Origin of the sequence: Methanoplanus limicola DSM 2279, assembly GCF_000243255.1 — an archaeon.
Classification (GTDB): Archaea; Halobacteriota; Methanomicrobia; order Methanomicrobiales; family Methanomicrobiaceae; genus Methanoplanus; species Methanoplanus limicola.
This window is the reverse complement of sequence record NZ_CM001436.1, coordinates 1,413,051-1,430,490: the sequence shown is the minus strand read 5'-3', so window position 1 is coordinate 1,430,490 and position 17,440 is coordinate 1,413,051. Positions and strand designations below refer to the sequence as shown.

At 45.8% G+C, this 17,440-nt stretch carries 21 protein-coding genes; 8 read left to right on the top strand and 13 right to left on the bottom strand.

The window, feature by feature from the left end; genetic code table 11:
- Nucleotides 1-97 precede the first annotated feature (97 nt).
- Nucleotides 98-550: a hypothetical protein gene (locus tag METLIM_RS06975; RefSeq protein ID WP_004077247.1), complete on the top strand. Its 453-nt coding sequence runs from the start codon at nt 98-100 to the stop codon at nt 548-550.
- Nucleotides 551-647: 97 nt separating this feature from the next.
- On the opposite strand, the gene METLIM_RS06970 is transcribed toward METLIM_RS06975, so the two are convergent.
- Complete coding sequence (locus METLIM_RS06970) at nt 648-1,550, bottom strand: alpha/beta fold hydrolase (protein WP_004077246.1); 903 nt, start codon at nt 1,548-1,550, stop codon at nt 648-650.
- A 394-nt stretch (nt 1,551-1,944) separates the two neighbouring features.
- Between METLIM_RS06970 and METLIM_RS16565 the strand changes: the two genes are divergently transcribed.
- Nucleotides 1,945-2,097 (top strand): hypothetical protein, encoded by a 153-nt coding sequence (locus METLIM_RS16565; protein WP_157202255.1) that lies wholly within the window; start codon nt 1,945-1,947, stop codon nt 2,095-2,097.
- A gap of 25 nt (nt 2,098-2,122) precedes the next feature.
- Here METLIM_RS16565 and METLIM_RS17355 read toward each other — a convergent pair whose 3' ends face one another.
- The 3 genes from METLIM_RS17355 to METLIM_RS06955 are packed head-to-tail and all read right to left on the bottom strand — an operon-like array spanning nt 2,123 to nt 3,495.
- Nucleotides 2,123-2,383 carry a hypothetical protein gene (locus METLIM_RS17355; protein ID WP_004077244.1) on the bottom strand — a complete coding sequence of 87 codons (261 nt, stop codon included), beginning with the start codon at nt 2,381-2,383 and terminating at the stop codon, nt 2,123-2,125.
- Between the two features lie 9 nt (nt 2,384-2,392).
- Nucleotides 2,393-2,692, bottom strand: a complete 300-nt coding sequence (locus tag METLIM_RS17350; RefSeq protein WP_004077243.1) for an ECF transporter S component family protein — start codon at nt 2,690-2,692, stop codon at nt 2,393-2,395.
- Nucleotides 2,693-2,736: 44 nt separating this feature from the next.
- On the bottom strand, nt 2,737-3,495 hold the full coding sequence (locus METLIM_RS06955; protein WP_004077242.1) for a hypothetical protein: 759 nt from the start codon (nt 3,493-3,495) through the stop codon (nt 2,737-2,739).
- A gap of 245 nt (nt 3,496-3,740) precedes the next feature.
- On the opposite strand from METLIM_RS06955, the gene METLIM_RS06950 reads away from it, so the two are divergent.
- On the top strand, nt 3,741-4,439 hold the full coding sequence (locus METLIM_RS06950) for a phosphoribosylaminoimidazolesuccinocarboxamide synthase (RefSeq protein ID WP_004077241.1): 699 nt from the start codon (nt 3,741-3,743) through the stop codon (nt 4,437-4,439).
- A 103-nt stretch (nt 4,440-4,542) separates the two neighbouring features.
- Here the strand turns inward: METLIM_RS06950 and METLIM_RS06945 are convergent, their stop codons facing one another.
- Nucleotides 4,543-4,950 (bottom strand): gamma-glutamylcyclotransferase family protein, encoded by a 408-nt coding sequence (locus METLIM_RS06945; protein ID WP_048145722.1) that lies wholly within the window; start codon nt 4,948-4,950, stop codon nt 4,543-4,545.
- A gap of 150 nt (nt 4,951-5,100) precedes the next feature.
- Here METLIM_RS06945 and nifS point away from each other — a divergent pair, with 150 nt between their 5' ends.
- The 4 genes from nifS (at nt 5,101) to METLIM_RS06925 (ending at nt 8,548) form a co-directional block, all read left to right on the top strand.
- On the top strand, nt 5,101-6,288 hold the full coding sequence (gene nifS / locus METLIM_RS06940) for a cysteine desulfurase NifS (RefSeq protein WP_004077239.1): 1,188 nt from the start codon (nt 5,101-5,103) through the stop codon (nt 6,286-6,288).
- A 49-nt stretch (nt 6,289-6,337) separates the two neighbouring features.
- A complete protein-coding gene (nifU, locus tag METLIM_RS06935) occupies nt 6,338-6,751 on the top strand; it encodes a Fe-S cluster assembly scaffold protein NifU (RefSeq protein ID WP_004077238.1) in 414 nt (137 codons plus the stop codon).
- Nucleotides 6,752-6,948: 197 nt separating this feature from the next.
- Nucleotides 6,949-7,572 (top strand): hypothetical protein, encoded by a 624-nt coding sequence (locus tag METLIM_RS06930; RefSeq protein WP_004077237.1) that lies wholly within the window; start codon nt 6,949-6,951, stop codon nt 7,570-7,572.
- 4 nt (nt 7,573-7,576) lie between these two features.
- The gene (locus tag METLIM_RS06925) at nt 7,577-8,548 is read left to right on the top strand and encodes a cation diffusion facilitator family transporter (RefSeq protein WP_004077236.1); all 972 of its coding nucleotides are present in this window, start codon (nt 7,577-7,579) and stop codon (nt 8,546-8,548) included.
- A gap of 191 nt (nt 8,549-8,739) precedes the next feature.
- On the opposite strand, the gene METLIM_RS06920 is transcribed toward METLIM_RS06925, so the two are convergent.
- The 8 genes from METLIM_RS06920 to METLIM_RS06885 all read right to left on the bottom strand — a co-directional run bounded on the left by METLIM_RS06920 (nt 8,740) and on the right by METLIM_RS06885 (nt 17,069).
- Nucleotides 8,740-9,438: a hypothetical protein gene (locus METLIM_RS06920; protein ID WP_004077235.1), complete on the bottom strand. Its 699-nt coding sequence runs from the start codon at nt 9,436-9,438 to the stop codon at nt 8,740-8,742.
- Nucleotides 9,378-10,580: a threonine synthase gene (gene thrC / locus METLIM_RS06915; protein ID WP_004077234.1), complete on the bottom strand. Its 1,203-nt coding sequence runs from the start codon at nt 10,578-10,580 to the stop codon at nt 9,378-9,380. The genes METLIM_RS06920 and thrC overlap by 61 nt, the downstream gene beginning before the upstream one ends.
- A 57-nt stretch (nt 10,581-10,637) precedes the next feature.
- Nucleotides 10,638-11,369 carry a metal-dependent hydrolase gene (locus METLIM_RS15510; protein WP_004077233.1) on the bottom strand — a complete coding sequence of 244 codons (732 nt, stop codon included), beginning with the start codon at nt 11,367-11,369 and terminating at the stop codon, nt 10,638-10,640.
- Between the two features lie 15 nt (nt 11,370-11,384).
- On the bottom strand, nt 11,385-12,137 hold the full coding sequence (locus METLIM_RS06905; RefSeq protein WP_169312363.1) for a nitrilase-related carbon-nitrogen hydrolase: 753 nt from the start codon (nt 12,135-12,137) through the stop codon (nt 11,385-11,387).
- A 42-nt stretch (nt 12,138-12,179) separates the two neighbouring features.
- Nucleotides 12,180-12,383 carry a hypothetical protein gene (locus tag METLIM_RS06900; protein ID WP_004077231.1) on the bottom strand — a complete coding sequence of 68 codons (204 nt, stop codon included), beginning with the start codon at nt 12,381-12,383 and terminating at the stop codon, nt 12,180-12,182.
- A 115-nt stretch (nt 12,384-12,498) separates the two neighbouring features.
- On the bottom strand, nt 12,499-13,089 hold the full coding sequence (locus METLIM_RS06895) for an indolepyruvate oxidoreductase subunit beta (RefSeq protein WP_004077230.1): 591 nt from the start codon (nt 13,087-13,089) through the stop codon (nt 12,499-12,501).
- Complete coding sequence (gene iorA, locus METLIM_RS06890) at nt 13,086-14,858, bottom strand: indolepyruvate ferredoxin oxidoreductase subunit alpha (protein ID WP_004077229.1); 1,773 nt, start codon at nt 14,856-14,858, stop codon at nt 13,086-13,088. Before iorA ends, METLIM_RS06895 begins: the two co-directional genes overlap by 4 nt.
- Before the next feature lie 141 nt (nt 14,859-14,999).
- Nucleotides 15,000-17,069 (bottom strand): acetate--CoA ligase family protein, encoded by a 2,070-nt coding sequence (locus tag METLIM_RS06885; RefSeq protein ID WP_048146259.1) that lies wholly within the window; start codon nt 17,067-17,069, stop codon nt 15,000-15,002.
- 91 nt (nt 17,070-17,160) lie between these two features.
- On the opposite strand from METLIM_RS06885, the gene METLIM_RS06880 reads away from it, so the two are divergent.
- Complete coding sequence (locus tag METLIM_RS06880; protein WP_004077227.1) at nt 17,161-17,409, top strand: DUF504 domain-containing protein; 249 nt, start codon at nt 17,161-17,163, stop codon at nt 17,407-17,409.
- Nucleotides 17,410-17,440 lie beyond the last annotated feature (31 nt).

The following is a 17,440-nucleotide window of genomic DNA, read 5'->3' as shown; positions in this document are numbered from 1 at the left end:
CCGCAGGCATGCCCCGGAAACCCAAGTCCACTATAACCTAAAAAACTTGCAATAAGTTTTAATTTAGACTAAATGGACAATTATACAGGGATATTTCATGGTGGAGAATTTCAAAGGCGACAGTGTACCGGACATCTTTCAGAGAGTCTTAAAAATAGCAGAGATTTCTGAAAAAATTATCAGGTACTGCCTGATTGCAGTATTAATATTCTGGGGCGGTATGCTCATGTTTGTATTCATACTAAACTGGGAGGGCTGGTTTTTCGGCATCAGAATTGCAGGATTATATGCAGGAATTTATCTTCTTGCGGAAAGCCTGACTGCATTATTCCTGGCGGTTTCAGTCATCCGGTTCACTGGAAGAAGAATTATAACAGGAGGTCTGTCACTGATATTCTTCAGCTTTATGCTCCTTGATTCAGCAGTGACAAGACAGATTATTCATCCGGGCAGTAAAACCATACCGGAGTTATTTGTAATATTTGCACTCATCTCCCTTCTCTACCTAATCTCCTGCATCATAAAGGAATATACCGCCAAAAGGAGCTGAACAAGCTGGCATCTGGAGCGACTGTGACAGCGTTGCCCCTGGTGTATAGAAAATTTCAGGAAAAATAAAGAGAATATTATTGAACAGGCACAGGGTGTTAAGATAAAGCCTGCACTATAGCCACAAATGCTAAGTCCAGGATACCCAGCGGAGACTCGTCCGTATCAAGGAAGTATAATGCATTTTCACCGTATTCAACAGGGGCATAACCGGCACCGGCATGCGGGAGATCCTTAAACCGCACGAGCCAGGAACCGTTGATCTGTCCGGCCATCTGTACGGAGACGGAATCGGGCGTAAGGTCGTCTGATGTTCCGACGACAAGCATTACGTCCTTCTCAATTCCTGAAAGACCATCCCACGAACCTTGCCACGCCAGATTTGCCTCAGCCTCCATACGGATTCCTTCAGATGTCTCCGGATTGGATGCGGCCGACTCGATCTCCCCGAACAGTTTTTTAGTCTCCGGGATTTTGACGCTGTAGGTATTCGAATCGAGAATCATCTTCCTTACAGAATCAGGATGTGCAATTGCAAGCTGCTGAGATACCGATGAACCCATCGAAACGCCGTAGACATTCATGCTCTCATAGCCCAGCTCCTGTATGAAGACTGCAGCATCGTCGGCGTACATTGGTATGGTCGTATTAACATCCGATTCACTGCTGTAACCCATGCCCCGGTGATCGTAAATATAGACATGATACCCGGATGCCAGAATTCCAATAAAAGTCTCATCCCAGTCGTCGATAGTCGCACCAAATCCCTGTACCATAAGCAGAGGTTCTCCTGATCCAAATTCACGGTATCCGAGCGTAACACCGTTGACGGATATATACTCCACCGGAGTGTCGGCAAACGAAACTGGCGTATATACATGTGCAGCACCGGAATCACCCGGTCCCGGTGCGGACCCACCTGTATCGGCTGTGCATCCCGCTGCGGCGAGAAGACATACGATAAGGGCAATAAACAGAGAATAGATTTTCAGATTGTTCACACAAAGACCTCTTTTTCCGGTTTAGATTAAAACCGGTATTACCTGTTTGATAAATCCTGATAAATATATTCTGAAATCAACAGAAAAAGAAGGGAGACCAATACTGGAAATGAGAGACAACAGCCTGAAATGCGAATCTGAAACCCCCAATGGAAGGAAGTGCACACAGGAAGCAGAAGTTTTTAAGGAACACCTGTGATTCCCGTCACTACAACGGGTAAAACCCCTTAACCACAACTATTTCGTTATTTGTAATCCTGTTTATATTATTTTTTATCACCTTAGGTCGATGCCTGTTCAGGAATAATCATGGCAGATTTTGTTCTGATTCACGGCGGAAATATGGATACAGTCACATGGAACAGACTTACTACAGGCGATCCGGTTCACACAGATGACGGAAAGATGGGACGGAACCGCTGAATATCTCCGGAAGCATGGCCACAGGGTCTTTGCACCTACACTCACCGACGAATACACCTGCACGCTGACAGATCATATCGAAGAGATATGCAGGCTGCCGGCAGCGTCCCGAATCAGATCATAAAAGCCATTAATTTGAAATCCACGAATTAAACCTTCCATTTCTTTCCACAGACCAGCCCTTTCCGGACTGCAACATTAAATGTCAGCCATGAGAGAAGAGAACCTGCAATCATTGTCCATATGATATTGTTGCTAAAGTAATCGATGAACTTGCTCTCAAAGGGCCGGCCGAAGAAAACCGCCCCAAGAGCCGCAAGAAGTGCCATACACACGAAAGTGGCAATAAATGCAGTAAGCAGATAATAACCCGTACCATACCTGTCCATCTTTAATTCACGCCCTTTCATAAGCCTGTGTCAAAGGAGATAAGAAAGATACGGGTAGAGAAAGTTGATAAGAAAACCAGAGACACTCATCAGCGACCACGAACCGGTCAGATCTCCGGCAATGTTGCCAATCCCAAATCCCCAGGCTGCGGCAGGCCCCAGCAGGATCCCGAAGAGAACAGGAAGTGCTGCCGCAGGGCGTACCGCGATGCCTGCAATATCCCACTGGATCTCATTAAAGACAGTCAGAATAAGTGCATACATGACCGCAGTCGCTGCAATCAGAACCAGCCCTCTTTTGTTCTTCCAGACTTCTATGAGTTCATCCATAACACTCTTTTTCGTTTATCCGGAAAAGACCTTTTCCAAAACTATCACATAAGGGCTGCCTCTTCAGCGGCTATTACCCATGACATCTCCGGCCTGCAGAACCATATGACCAAAAAGAAAGCGATAAAGGCAATTGTGCCCATAATCCAGTCATTTGCTTCTGCCAGACGGATTCCGCCTGAAAACAGAAACAGGAAGAAGGCCATAACTATGAGGGTTATGTACTTATTTACTTTTGAACCGGGAGTAACGACGGCATTCATCCCCGGAAGTACATACCTGAGCAGGTACCAGAGCCAGATCAGAACAAGAGCAGTCCCAAAAACTGCTGCCGGCCACGGAGATAGCCCAAGCCCGTGATTGATGTTACCTATATCACCATGAGAAGAAAATGACCGCATAGGCATATAGGCGATAAGCTCAGCCAGATTTACGATGATAAACCAGAATATGAGATGAAAAGCCCACTTCCTCCGGACAAAGGCACCTGACTTCAGAATAAATATTCCGCAGGTTACAACAACGGCATGAAAGATCAAGGGCATCACGGCAATTACAGCAGCATGAACCCCAAGTCCCGATGCAAAGAGCGATGAATAACTGACCCCTTCATCCCATCCGGACAGAGTAATGGGATTTCCCCATTCAATTGCAAGAGGGTTCTGCATGTTTCCAAGTAGGAATGCAGTGGTGCTGTGAATGTGCTCGTGCGTGATTACGATGACAGTCTGGAAGAAGAAATAGGTTGCAATAACGATGAGAAGATATAGCAGAGCGCCCCTGACCTCATTCCTGCACAGCATAATATTACCCTGTTGATTTTGGGGGATAATAAAAGGATGGAATATATTCTGAAATTGGTGCAAAAAAGATCTTCCCCATAAACCATCAGGGAAGAACATATTCCGGTCTCTTAAAAGAGTTTTACGGAGTTTTCCCGGTTATCCCATCGCAGTCAACCGGAGCAGTACCCGTTCTGCCATGACAGCACCCTTTTAAACATTCTGAACCAAAAATATCATATAAAATTTATTAAATGAGGGAAACTATGAGTTCAACGGAGTCCATGAAACTTGTCTATACAGGCAAGACAAAAAACGTCTATGCACTTGATAACGGAAATTATCTGCTTAAATTCAAAGATGACTGCACCGGAGCTGATGGTGTATTTGACCCGGGCATGAATACCATCGGCCTTACTATGGAGGGTGCGGGCCGTGCAGGCCTCAGGATGACAAAATTCTTCTTTGAAATCCTGAACCAGAAGGGAATTCCAACCCACTATATAGATTCTGACATCGACAACGTCACAATGATTGTCAGGCCTGCAAAAACATTTGGTAAGGGACTGGAAGTTATCTGCCGTTTCCGTGCGGTAGGAAGTTTTTACAGGCGCTACGGAGATTATATAGAAGAGGCTGCACCACTGCCGGCGTTTGTAGAGACAACATTAAAAGACGATGACCGCGAAGATCCTCCGATTACAAAGGACGCACTCGAAAATCTTGGAATTCTCACCCCGGATGAATACGAAAAGGTCAAATCATTAACCCAGCAGATCGCAACCATCATAAAGGAAGAACTTGCGAAGAAAAATATCGAACTCTACGACATCAAATTTGAATTCGGCAGGATTGGAGACGAGATCATTTTAATAGATGAGATCTCAGGAGGAAATATGCGTGCTTTCCGGAACGGAGAGTACATCATGCCGCTTGAACTCGAAAGAATGGTTCTTGATGAATAAAATAACTTTTTTAAGGAGATCTCATCACAATTTACTTCAATAATCTGTAAATCCAAATTACGATGTGAAGTGTGTAAAAACTCTCAAAATAGCCTGCCTTTTTTCAGACATAATCCACATCCTCAATTTCATAGAGATAAGCCACTGTTCCGCTCTTTAAGGTAACCTCTCTTCTGCTGTAATACTCTCCCTCATAAATATCAGCATTCATGAAATCTTCACCAGAAAGCGTCAGAACAATACCTTTCACTTCATTATCAGCCATCTCATCCGCAGGACTACCCTCTGAATTAAGTCCGTCCAAAGGACCTGAAGAATTCCGGCCATTTTTATCTCCGGAAAGTGAATCTGAAATTTTCCGTACCGCGGGAAATGTCTCATTCCCAAAAGTAACCGTTCCAAGTCTGTAGCCATACAGTGAATCCGAAACTCCGGAAATTTCCCTGCCAAATACATCCTTCTGAATGTCAGAATCCATCAGTGTTCCGTACACAAAAAGTTTCTCAGTCATAAACCCTGCAATAATATTTGTCACACAAATTAAAAAAAGCAAATCAACAATACTATTACAGTATAACAATAGAGAAAAATCCTTCTGCATAATATCCCGGCAGAAAAAATCCTGACAGATATTACCCGGATAACGGAGATACAAACACCTATGAAAGAGATAAAACCCCTTATTTACATGGACAACGCCGCAACAACACCGACAAGGCCGGAGATTGTCAGCATTATGACAGAATATATGACAGAGAAGTTCGGCAATCCCTCTTCACTGTACAGTATTGCCAGAGATTCCAGAGAAGCGGTTGAAAAGGCACGTGAACAGGTCGCATCTGCAATAAACGCAGAGCCAAAGGAGATATATTTCACATCCGGCGGAACCGAATCTGACAACTGGGCAATAAAGGGTGCCGCCTTTGCGAACCAAAAATCCGGCAACCACATAATAACAACACCCATTGAGCACCACGCAGTTCTGCATACGGTTGAATGGCTTGAAAAACAGGGTTTTGAGATAACATATCTTCCCGTTGACAAATACGGGCTTGTTGATCCAGAGGACTTTGAGGCCGCCATAACAGACAGAACAATTCTTGCATCAGTTATGTCTGCCAACAATGAGATAGGAACGATAGAGCCGATTGCTGAACTAGGGCGAATTGCCAGGGATAAAGGAGTTATCTTTCATACCGATGCAGTGCAGGCGATAGGGCACATACCGATTGACGTTGAGGCTATGAACATCGACATGCTCTCACTCTCCGGTCACAAGTTCAGCGGCCCGAAAGGAACAGGTGCACTTTACATCCGGACGGGTGTAAAGATTGATCCCCTGATGCACGGCGGAGCACAGGAGAGAAGAAGGCGGGCAGGAACAGAGAATGTACCGGGAATTGCCGGACTTGGTCTGGCAATCGAAATAGCGGTAAAAAACATGGAAGAAGAATCTGCAAGAATTGCTGCACTAAGGGACAGGCTTACAGAAGGGCTTTTAAATATTCCAAAGACACATCTAAACGGTCATCCGGAGAAGAGGCTCCCCAATAATGTAAACGTGGTCTTTGAATACATCGAGGGTGAGTCAATCCTTCTCATGTTGAACAGAAAGGGCATATGTGCATCCACAGGAAGTGCATGCACTTCGGATTCACTTGACGCCTCTCATGTTCTGACAGCCTGCAATGTTCCCATTGAAATAGCACATGGTTCCCTTCGCCTGACCCTTGGTGAGGTGAACAGTGTTGAGGACGTTGAATATGTGCTTAATACAGTGCCCGGCATTGTTCAGAAACTGAGGAATATGTCACCGCTTACACCTGATGAACTCAGAACTGCGGAGTAACCAGCAGTATAAAGATTTGCAAAAAATACAGTCAGCCGAGGAGAAAAAAATGTACAATGAAAAGGTAATGGACCACTTTGAAAATCCAAGAAATACGGGCGTAATAAAAGATGCAGACGGCATAGGAGAGGAAGGAAACCCGCAGTGCGGCGATATAATGAAGGTTTTCATCAAAGTTAAGGACAACATTATTGAGGATATAAAATTCCAGACCTTCGGTTGCGGAGCCGCCATTGCATCAAGCAGCATGGCAACCGAACTTGTGAAGGGAAAAACCCTTGAGGAGGCATGGGACCTCTCCAATAAGGCTGTCGTTGAGGCACTTGAGGGCCTTCCTCCGGCAAAGGTCCACTGCTCCGTTCTTGCCGAGGATGCGATACACAGGGCAATAAACGACTACCGCAAAAAGCAGGGACTGCCTCAATGGGAAGAAAAATCTGGTAAAGAGTCACACCACCACTGACAAAAAAACAGCCCAACAGAATTGGAACCAACACAAATATATTTTGACAATATTATATTACACACATTACCGTGCGGATTTATCCTGTCAATACCAGACAGAGAGTAATTGAATCATACGCTCCCTATCATTTTATACGGCGAATATTTCTAAAAAACAGTCATGTATATCATTAATGATATACAGACCTAAATATTATGATTGAGTCGGACATAGCTTTCATACTGCTTTTTGCATATATAGGAGGCAGTCTGAAATATATTGATTCAGCTTTTGATGATGGTGTATTTAACCGGAAACTTGCTCTGATTCTTTCAGTATTGACCGGGTTTGTATTCTGTCTGGTTATCGCACTGAATGGATACACTGCCGGAATATATCTTGGAATTGTGATTTCTGTCATTCTTGCCGGTAAAATTGATAATTTTGCATTTTCTCTTATTACAGCAATGGTTCTTGCAGGAGTTATTCTTCTTGGTGCTGAAGGTCTGCTCTACGTAAATATCTTAACACTTGCTGTAATCGTACTGACATCATTTATCGATGAAATAGGAAACGACAGCGCTGATGCCCTTAAGACATCCATAAATATAAACAAACCGGCAGGAGTTAAAGGCGTTTTAACTGATCTTTACATACGGTGGTTTACATTCCGGTGCACTGCCTTTGCAGGGCTGATATTTCTTGCCCTGTTTGCAGATATGCCCTGGATATTCTTTGTTGCTGTTTTAGCTGATGAGGGAATGTACCAGTTTGTCGGTTCAGTTGCAGGGAAAAGGAAAAAAACGACAGATACAAATCCGGTAGTTCAGGTGGACTGAAACTGTGTTTAAAAGATATAAACGGCAGAATAATAAAAATTACCCCGATATATACGGCAGAGATGATCCATATTCACGTGCTGCAACTAAGGCTCTGATTATTTCCCTGATAGTCAGTGCCATTATCGGATTTGTAGAGATAATATTCTGGTTTTTCTCTAAAAATGACCTCTTTTTTATTGAAGGGTTTGGCAATCTTGCCTGGCTGGTTCCTGATACAATACTGCTCGCAACGGTTCGCTTGGGGGCCAGAAAAGCGGATTTAAAGATGCATTACGGTTATCAACGCATAGAAACACTGGCTTTGCTTATCTTCTCACTTGGTATTGCTGCTTATATCCTTAACTTCTTCTTTGAGACTCTTATGTCTCAGTCAAATGAACTTAATCCTGGATATGGAATGGCTACAATCTTCCTTTCACTTATGATAATTACAATGCTCTTTTTCCTTTACCGCTATCTGAGAGATGTAGGAAGAAGAATTAACAGCCGGCTGCTTCTGCTTAATTCAGTTATTATTAAGGCAGACATGGCCTGTGTGGCAATAATTCTTATAAGCGGAATGTTTCAGGTGATTGCACCTTCATTTGATATAATTCATACAGCACTGACACTCTTTGTTGCCCTTGCTCTCTTTGTTTATAGTTCCGGAGAATTTATAGGGGCTGCAAAAGAGCTTATCGATGCAAATCCTTCAGTTAATGTGATGAACCTCACAGAAGAGATCACTGAAGAAATGCCTGGGGTTTTTTTTATATCAGAACAGCGTATTCGGAGTTTTGGTGGTGCTATATCAGTAGATATTACAATCGAAACTGATCCTGAGATCACTGTCAGAGAAGCGTACTCAATAGCCTGCATGATTGAAGAACGGATATGTTCATCAGTTGAGGATGTTATTGATGTCCATGTACGGGTACACCCGGCAGGGGCATATCTGGCAAAAGAAACCTCTGAATGGAATATTTCCGGATAAACCACAAATAACAGTATTATCTCGGCTTTGTAGAAATCATACTGTAAACTGGTTTTGTTCCGGGATATTTATTATTACTTTATGTTCTCTCAACCGTGAATTCCCTTACAAATATAACAGATCCGCTGAATTACGCTGAACCTGACAAGAACAGTCGTGGCAGAAAAAACGCCTGAAAAAGTATGATGATTTTATCCCTTTCTTCTCCTTGTCATCATATATGGCACTAAAAAGACCACAGCAACAACAAGCCACAATGACCCAAATATCATCAGGATCTTCTCCTGGAAAGAGTCATAAAACCTTATTTCTGCATAAGTTCTCTTCACCCAGTCAATCCGGAGTCCGTCATAACCGGATCCTGTGCTGCTTAAAGTTTCGTCCCCGGCACCATCCACACTGCCGGCCCCGTTCTCTGAAACCTCAGCACCGGAAATAACCTCACCACCGGTGGATACCATCCCTAAAAGAGGATTTCTGACATCAAAGACCGGTGGCAGATATACCGAAATATTGTACCGGTCATCAAATATAAGCTGCAGATTATGGTTATCAATGGCGGAATCATAACCTACGGTATAATTGCCCTTCTCAAACTCTATGCTTCTCCCCTTATCCTCAAAAGATGCCTCAGTTCCGTTGGTATAATACAGGGATACATTCCCGTATTCCGCCGGAACCTTCTCGCCAAGCACACCGGGCTTTTCAAAACGGTATTCCGAGGCCTCTTCAATCTCTAAAGAGGCATGGTACGAAGAGCCATTCTCAGCCACAAAAAATGTGGCATTAAGGGCGGATGCCGGAAACACCACAAAGACAAGCAGCAGAATCAGCGCAGAACAGCACGCAAGGACATTAAGTCCGCGTCTATCTCCACCGGAGCATCGCATTGTCTTATCACCGTCTCCGGATCCTTTAGGAGATGTCCTGTTACAACACATACAATCTTTTCATCCTTATCAAGCAGACCTTCCTCTGCCATCTTCTTAATACCTGCAACAGATGCCGCAGATGCAGGTTCAACACCAATACCTTCCTTTCTGGCAAGATCACGCTGCATAGCAAGGATCTCATCATCGGTAACAGAGAGAGCAGTTCCGCCGGTCTTTCTGATAGCCAGAAGCGCTTTTTCTGCGTTTACAGGAGCACCAATCCTTATTGCGGTTGCGATCGTCTCAGGGTCCTTCTGAGGGACAAGCACATCAAGACCCTCTGCAATCGCCTTCACAACCGGCATAGAGCCTGCTGCCTGAACTCCGGTCATAACCGGAATTTTGTCTGTAAATCCAAGCTCCTCAAGCTCAAGCATTCCTTTGTAAACCGCAGATATATTGCCTGCGTTTCCTACCGGCAGAACCATCCTGTCAGGAACCTCTCCAAGCTGATCGACAGTCTCAAGCCCTATCGTCTTCTGCCCTTCAAGCCTGTACGGGTTCACCGAATTGAGAAGATACAGACCTTCGGTCAGGCAGAGTTCATGCACCATCTCAAGGGCACGGTCAAAATTACCCCTGATTGCAATGACCTTTGCCCCGTGCATCAGAGCCTGGGCAACCTTTCCAAGTGCAACCTTTCCTGCCGGAAGAAGAACCACTGCCGGAATTCCGGCTTTTGCCGCATACTGGGCAAGGCTGGCGGATGTATTTCCTGTGCTCGCACAGGCGACCGTCTTCATCCCAAGCTGAAGGGCCATTGAAACTCCGACAGTCATACCCCGATCCTTAAAGGAACCTGACGGGTTCAGACCTTCGTGCTTTGCATAGAGGTTTTTAAGGCCGAGTTCCTCACCAATCTTCTTCATATGGTACAGAGGGGTGCCGCCCTCCTGAAGGGTAACAGGTTCTCCTTTAACCGGAAGGATCTCCTTATACCTCCACAGACTGAGCGGGCGTGAATTCCAGTCAGCCCTTGAAAAGCCGGGTGACTCAAGGTCATATTTAACCGCCAGAAGGTGGTCACATTTTGAACAGCGGTATATTATCTCACTTTGATCATATTCGGCACCGCAGTTCACACAGACGAGACGAAACATACCTTATCCTATTGCTCTTGACGGAATTATAGCTGATGGATATGCACCGTCCCGGCATCAGGAATGCACACCGGAAACGGCCAGCACACCCGCCCACGCAATCGAAAAAACAATGAGGGCATATATAATTCTCCCGCCATCCGGAACCGGGATATGCAGCACAGGTGACGATACGAGCATAAAAAGAAAGGCACCTGCAATAATTACAGCCGACAGCCTCATCCTGAAACTCTTTGCAGCCAGATTTCCGGAGAGCTTTCTTTTGCTGAACGGATAAATCCAGCAGACTCCGGTTTTGGAGCATGAATCCTCAATGAGGTGCATCAGGTAACCGAACAAAAATCCGGCCATGAAGATATATATCCATCTTTCAGCATCAAACCCGGCAGAAATTACAAATATTCCATATAAAATCAGCCCGATTGCCAGTCCGGCAATAAAAGCGCCCAGCAGTGAATGCATGACACCACGATGGCGCGGTTTTTCCCGCCCAAGAGTAAAAACCCAGACAAGTGCCGAGGCAGGATAGAAGACAAGGTACCTCAGGATGTAGCCAAAGAAAGGCAGGAAGATCACAGTATGCCTCCTTACAGCCCTTAAATTTCCCCGTCCGCCTAAAAAACCATGCATAATGGAAGAATCCGCAGCATCGGCATCAGGTGCAAGTGAACCTATGAATACCCCGATGAGGCAGACCAGAGGGATTATCGGATCAACACTGCCAAAAAGCGGCGTGAGGATAATCCCGGCTGATAAAAGGCTCAGAAATACGTGCTCTTCTCCATGCATCAGATCAGCAGAGTACTATCTGATCCATTTTATGTATAACTCTTCTTTGCGGTCAGGAAATACAGGCAAAATCCTGCCTGCTTCCCCAACAGACGAGAGATCTGCCGATGCGAATGTCAGGCACTCACCTTCACCGGAATCAGCCGCAACTTCACCGTAAGGGTCAGCCAGAAATGAACCGCCACAGTATGAATCAACGTAATTTTCTCCGGCTGTATTAACCCCTGCAACAAAAAACTGATTCTCAGCCGCACGGGAGATGATAAACGTCCGCCAGTGCTTCATCCTCCTGCACGGCCATGCAGCAGGAACAAAGACAATTTCCGCACCGCATCTTTTGTAATATGTAAATAATTCCGGAAACCTGAGGTCATAGCATATCGCAATCCCGATCCTGGCACCCTTATATTCTGCAACAACAGGACTTTCTCCTGACCTGAATGCCTCACCCTCTCTTCCGGGTGTGAAGAGATGAATCTTTGAGTATGAGGCAATAATATCACCATTGTCCCCGATTAAAAGAGAGGTGTTCTCCGGAAATCCGTCTGTTTTTTTCCTGTACGAGCCGAGTATCCCGACAGAATATTCCTCAGCATATTTTTTTAGAGATGAGACGATAAGGCTCTCTTCACCGTCTGCATATCTCTGAGATAACGGATCCCAGCCCGTAAAGGCCTGCTCAGGGAAGATAATAATATCCGAACCATGAGAAGATGCCTCCCGAATCATACCTTCAGCCCGGACAAGATTCTTCTCCGGTTCTTCCATAAGGGATTTAAACTGGGAAAAACAGAGATTCAGCAGCATATATCAGTTTTCACTGGAGCATTCAGGCTCTTTTGAACCAAGAAGCATCAGCAGAACGCCTAAGACAACAAGAAGAGCAAAAACCGGCATCAAAGTATATATTATTCCTGTTTTAAAGCTGATTATCTCCATGCCAAGAATAACTCCCAAAAGAATTATCCCAACAGAAGCAAGTATTCCCCCGGCATAAACCTGAATTTCACTCATATAGCTTCTAAAAATTGGGCACTAACTGTTTTATACTATTCGGAGACAGAGCAGGAGCGGGAATTTCTCCGGAAATCAGATATACGCACAGAACAAAAGTTCCAAAAAAAGAATATTATTGAATATTATTTCCACAGGCATCAAAACCACACTCAAACGCACGGGTATTTACCTCAATAGTCTTTGGAGGTACAAGACCCTTTACAGCCTGTACCAGAGACTCTTTCTTCAGCGGAAGCGCAGAGGCGGAGGCGCCGAGCATCACCACATTCTGTGAAAGCAGACTTCCCGCTTCCTCTGCAATCTTCTCCGCGTCAATGACAGTAAGGTCAAATCCGGACATTCTCTCAATGATCTCTTCAGGAGACGGTATAACAATATTATGCTGGAAGGCAGAGACCGGAATTATAATTCCGGATGAGGTGATTATCTTTCCTCCTTCCTTCAGGAAATGACTGTACCTGAGTGCCTCGAGGAGATCGAATGATATTATCAGGTCAGCAGTTCCAGGTGAGATGAGTGACCCGTATTTCCCGTCTATCCTTATATGAGTCTCAACCGAACCGCCCCTCTGTGCCATTCCGTGAGTCTCGGCTGATCTTACAGACCTCTTCTCAAGGAGGCATGACTCCCCGATTATATTTGAGGCCAGAACAGTGCCCTGTCCTCCTACCCCGACAATTAACAGGTCAAAACTTTCGCTCATCTCTTTCCCTCCGGTCTTATTGCACCTGCCGGACAGATGTCAGCACAGACTCCACAGCCCATGCAGAGTGAATTTACTGATGCCTTCTTATCCGTAAATTCAACCGCCGGGCAGCCGAATTTTACACAGAGTCCGCATCCGTTGCATAGGTCTGTATCAACAATGACAGGCTTTCTTTTGATTCCTGATCTCTTCGCGTCAATCACGCATGGCTGCCTTGCTATGATGACTTTAACACCCTTCTTCGCTTTTGCCTTCTCAAAGGTCTTCAGAGTGCAGGTGAGGTCATACGGATCAATGGTCTCCACAAAGGAGACACCGCATGACCGGCAGAGCATCTCAAGAGAGAGAGAAGGACTTTCAATCCCTTTTGCCGTCATTCCGGTGTTCGGATTGGGCTGGTGGCCGGTCATTGCCGTAATCCTGTTGTCAAGGATCACGACCGTAATATTGGCGCCGTTGTATGCCGCATTAATCAGACCGTTAATTCCGGTATGCAGGAAAGTCGAGTCACCGATTGTGCAGACGACATCACTATCATCACCCGCTGATGAAATCCCGCTCCCGACTGTTATGGACGCACCCATGCAGATCGTTGTATCGACAGTTCCAAGCTGGATGCCAAGGGTATAACAGCCAATGTCACTTGGGTATATCGCTTTGCTGCCGAATACCTTCTTCATCGCATAAAATGCTGCCCTGTGTCCGCATCCTGCGCAGAGAATCGGCGGCCTTGGCGGCAGATCCTTTACAGGCTCAGGAATTATGTACTCGTATTTATGCTCAAAACCTGCCTTATCAAAGGCAAGTGCCACAGATGCGGGATCAAGTTCGCCCTCATAAGGAACACAGCCGTTCTTTTTGCCAAAAACTTCAGCACCGCAGGATACCTGCCGCAGAAGGTCTTCAGCCACCGGCGACAACTCTTCAACCACAAGGATCTTCTCATGCTTTGATGCAAACTCCCTTAACCATCCCTCATCTATCGGATATGCACCAATCTTTGCAAAAGATACATCATCCGGGATTATCTCAGCCACATATGAGGATGCAATTCCGGCTGCGACAACAGCAGTCTTACCCCTGATTTCAGCCCTGTTAAAGCCAAGTTCTACGAGTCTTTCTGCAATTTTACCCTGCTTCTCATTCAGTTTTTTATGAAGAACCCTGGTGTGCACCGGAATTACAACAAACTGCTTTGGATCTTTCTCAAAAGCCGCAGTTCTGTGCTCCTGACCGGCCTCACCCACGACAACATCACTCTTGGAGTGGCAGATGCGTGTTGTCGGCCTGAAGATTACAGGCAGGCCAAACTCTTCAGAGAGGTCATAGGCTGAGACCATCATTGAATAAGCCTCCTGAATATCTGCCGGATCAAGGCATGGAATTTTTGCAAACGCTGCATAATTCCTTGAGTCCTGCTCATTCTGGGAGCTGTGTGCATACGGATCGTCTGCCGAAACTATGACCATGCCGCCTTTAATTCCGGTATATCCGCTTGTCATTAGCGGGTCAGCAGCAACATTTAAGCCGACATGCTTCATTGTGACAAGCGATCTGACACCTGTCCATGCCGCCCCGAGGGCATTTTCAAACGCCACCTTCTCATTGACCGACCATTCCACGTAAAAGTCCCTCTCCTTTTGATATCGTAAAAAATCCACAATCTCAGAAGAAGGCGTTCCCGGATAACCGCTTGCGAAATCGAGGTTTGCCTCAAGGCATGCACGTGCAATGGCCTCATTTCCAAGCAAATATCTTTCAGACATATTTCAAACCTGTTGATTATGTCTGTCTCCGGTTGGCATTTAAGATGACGGAAAATATCCCGGCATTTCATGACCGGAAATTACAGTGCCGGGTTTCAGGACAACGGTGAAATAAAGCAGGATAAAAAATAAAGGAATTATCTATTTATCAAAGATACCGGCGCCTTTGCCGGCCTCAAGTGCAAGACCGACCGACTTAAAGGCGTCATACAGCTCAACGAAGTTGGGGATATGATTATCATTCAGGATATTAATTCCGGGCTGCATACTCTCACCGCTGATCATGCATCCGACAACCATCTTGTCAGTCTGTCTTGAAAACCGGACAATCTCCTTTGCAAGCTTAATCGGATCAATTGATGTCACAGGAGAGGCGACGACAAAGGCGATATCCCAGAAGTCCTGATATCTGATGAGAATGTCAAGCGCCCTTGCATACCTCTCAGCCCCGGCATCCCCGATTATGTCCACCGGATTGCGCCCGCTCCATCCGGCCGGCATGAACCCGTCAAGCTCCTCTCTCATCTCATCCGGAAGCGTGATCAGTTCTATACCGTTTTCACCCGCAAAATCAGCTGAGAGAACCGCAAAACCTCCGCCGCTTGTAACGATAACAGCACGGCTGCCTTTTGGCCAGCCTTCAGATGCCAAAAGACCCGCAACAGAGAAGGCGCTGCTGAGAGAGAAAGCGTTTATTATACCGGCCTCCCTGAAGGCCTCCCTGTATATCTCATAACTCCCTGCAAGCGAACCTGTATGTGACATTGCCGCCTTCTTTCCGGTCTCGCTCTTTCCGGCCTTAAGGACAATTACAGGCAGCTCTTTTGCATGCTTTCTTGCCGCCTCGGTAAATTCACGACCTGACTTAAGGCCTTCAATATAGAATACAGCGGCCTTTGACTTACTGTCTTTCAGGAGCATTCCAAGATAATCGGCAAAATTAAGGTCTGCCTGGTTTCCAACCGAAACCACAATTGAGAGGCCCGTATTACCGACAATACCCTTATCAGCCGCCGCCGTGATTATCGCGCCGCTCTGGGATATGAATGCAACAGGCCCTGGTTTTGGCATTTTCTGCCCGAATGTCGCATTCAGCCCTTCATAGGGAAGCATTACACCAAGACAGTTTGGTCCGGCAAACCTGATGCCGTATTTTTCTGCAATAGCCAAAACCTCGTCCTCAAGCCGGGAGCCTCCGTCTCCAAGCTCCTTAAATCCGGCAGAAATAATCACTGCATACTTTATTCCCTTCTCCCCCGCCTCCTTCATAACCTGCGGGACAGACTTTGCAGGAACAACAATAACCACCCAGTCAGGAACAGCAGGGATATCAGAGATACTCCTGAATACCTCTTTGCCAAGTATTGACCCGCCTTTGGGATTGACAGGATAGATACTGCCCGAGAAGGGCAGGAGGTTATGCATGAGATAATATCCGAGTTTACCCGGAGATGAGGATGCACCGACTACGGCAATGCTCTCCGGTGAAGAAAAACCCTCAGGAATTGCTGCGGTTTTCAGCTCAGAGGCAGGAACATCTCCCGGGATCTTCTCATCTCCGGCAATGATCCTTGCATCCACGGCGACAGCACCTTCAGGATAGAGGATAAGAGGATTTATGTCAAACGAGATAATATACTCATTTTCAAGAAACATCCGGGCGGCATCATGGATAATCTTCTCAAGTGTACACCGGTCATACTCCTCACCACCCCTGTACCCGCCGATAATTGCAGAGATCCTGGTCTCATCGATCATCCCGGATATTTTAGCTCCGTCAACAGGGAGGAGCCTGACAGAAATATCCTTTAAAAGCTCAACAAGAGTTCCGCCAGTGCCAAAGGTTATCACCCTTCCAAAAACAGGGTCCCATTTCCCGCCAACGATCACTTCAAGCCCCTTTTGCACATGCCTGGATACCAGCACACCTGAAATCCCGGCATCCGGCATCTTATCCTTTACACGGAGTAAAAGGTGCTCATACTCATATTCAAGCTCTTCCGGAGATGAAATCCCGGTAACCACCCCCCCCACATCACTTTTATGCGAAATATCAGGCGAGGTTATCTTCAGTACAACAGGATAGCCGATCTCTTCGGCAAAAGAGAGAGCCTCATCGGCGGATTTCGACAGATGATACTCCGGAACGGGGATATCATAGCGTTTCAGGAGATCATAACCTTCCGGTTCGGATAAAAGATGCCCAGCCATATCCTCTATTATATCCCATCTGGTATTTTTTACCTGCGGCAGATTTACCGCCCGGCAAACCTGAAATAAAATCAGCACCACTATCTGCATCATGAGAACAAGCCATAATCTTCTTCTCCGGATATGGCATGACCCGGAGTTTGACATGAAAAAAGCAGCCGTATATTACACCGATCGCGGTGCACCCGGCGATATCTCAGTTGCAGAGGGGGAATTTATCAGAAAACCTGAAAGGGACTGGTTTGAAGTGGAGACAGAAAAAGGGATTAAGATAATACCATATCACCGCATAAGAAAGATTTCATATGCCGGAATACCTCTGTGGGAGCATGACGGGTAAAGTGAACAGGGAAAATATAAAAAAAAAATAT

What these genes read in the sequence shown, in the direction of transcription:
- METLIM_RS06975 (WP_004077247.1), top strand. Translation starts at nt 98, where the DNA reads ATGGTGGAGAATTTCAAAGGCGACAGTGTACCGGACATCTTTCAGAGA.
- METLIM_RS16565 (WP_157202255.1), top strand. Translation starts at nt 1,945, where the DNA reads ATGACGGAAAGATGGGACGGAACCGCTGAATATCTCCGGAAGCATGGC.
- METLIM_RS17355 (WP_004077244.1), bottom strand. Translation starts at nt 2,383, where the DNA reads ATGAAAGGGCGTGAATTAAAGATGGACAGGTATGGTACGGGTTATTAT.
- METLIM_RS17350 (WP_004077243.1), bottom strand. Translation starts at nt 2,692, where the DNA reads ATGGATGAACTCATAGAAGTCTGGAAGAACAAAAGAGGGCTGGTTCTG.
- METLIM_RS06955 (WP_004077242.1), bottom strand. Translation starts at nt 3,495, where the DNA reads ATGCTGTGCAGGAATGAGGTCAGGGGCGCTCTGCTATATCTTCTCATC.
- METLIM_RS06950 (WP_004077241.1), top strand. Translation starts at nt 3,741, where the DNA reads ATGAGTTCAACGGAGTCCATGAAACTTGTCTATACAGGCAAGACAAAA.
- METLIM_RS06945 (WP_048145722.1), bottom strand. Translation starts at nt 4,950, where the DNA reads ATGACTGAGAAACTTTTTGTGTACGGAACACTGATGGATTCTGACATT.
- nifS (WP_004077239.1), top strand. Translation starts at nt 5,101, where the DNA reads ATGAAAGAGATAAAACCCCTTATTTACATGGACAACGCCGCAACAACA.
- nifU (WP_004077238.1), top strand. Translation starts at nt 6,338, where the DNA reads ATGTACAATGAAAAGGTAATGGACCACTTTGAAAATCCAAGAAATACG.
- METLIM_RS06930 (WP_004077237.1), top strand. Translation starts at nt 6,949, where the DNA reads ATGATTGAGTCGGACATAGCTTTCATACTGCTTTTTGCATATATAGGA.
- METLIM_RS06920 (WP_004077235.1), bottom strand. Translation starts at nt 9,438, where the DNA reads ATGCGATGCTCCGGTGGAGATAGACGCGGACTTAATGTCCTTGCGTGC.
- thrC (WP_004077234.1), bottom strand. Translation starts at nt 10,580, where the DNA reads ATGTTTCGTCTCGTCTGTGTGAACTGCGGTGCCGAATATGATCAAAGT.
- METLIM_RS15510 (WP_004077233.1), bottom strand. Translation starts at nt 11,369, where the DNA reads ATGCATGGAGAAGAGCACGTATTTCTGAGCCTTTTATCAGCCGGGATT.
- METLIM_RS06905 (WP_169312363.1), bottom strand. Translation starts at nt 12,137, where the DNA reads ATGGAAGAACCGGAGAAGAATCTTGTCCGGGCTGAAGGTATGATTCGG.
- METLIM_RS06900 (WP_004077231.1), bottom strand. Translation starts at nt 12,383, where the DNA reads ATGAGTGAAATTCAGGTTTATGCCGGGGGAATACTTGCTTCTGTTGGG.
- METLIM_RS06895 (WP_004077230.1), bottom strand. Translation starts at nt 13,089, where the DNA reads ATGAGCGAAAGTTTTGACCTGTTAATTGTCGGGGTAGGAGGACAGGGC.
- iorA (WP_004077229.1), bottom strand. Translation starts at nt 14,858, where the DNA reads ATGTCTGAAAGATATTTGCTTGGAAATGAGGCCATTGCACGTGCATGC.
- METLIM_RS06885 (WP_048146259.1), bottom strand. Translation starts at nt 17,069, where the DNA reads ATGGCTGGGCATCTTTTATCCGAACCGGAAGGTTATGATCTCCTGAAA.
- METLIM_RS06880 (WP_004077227.1), top strand. Translation starts at nt 17,161, where the DNA reads ATGAGAACAAGCCATAATCTTCTTCTCCGGATATGGCATGACCCGGAG.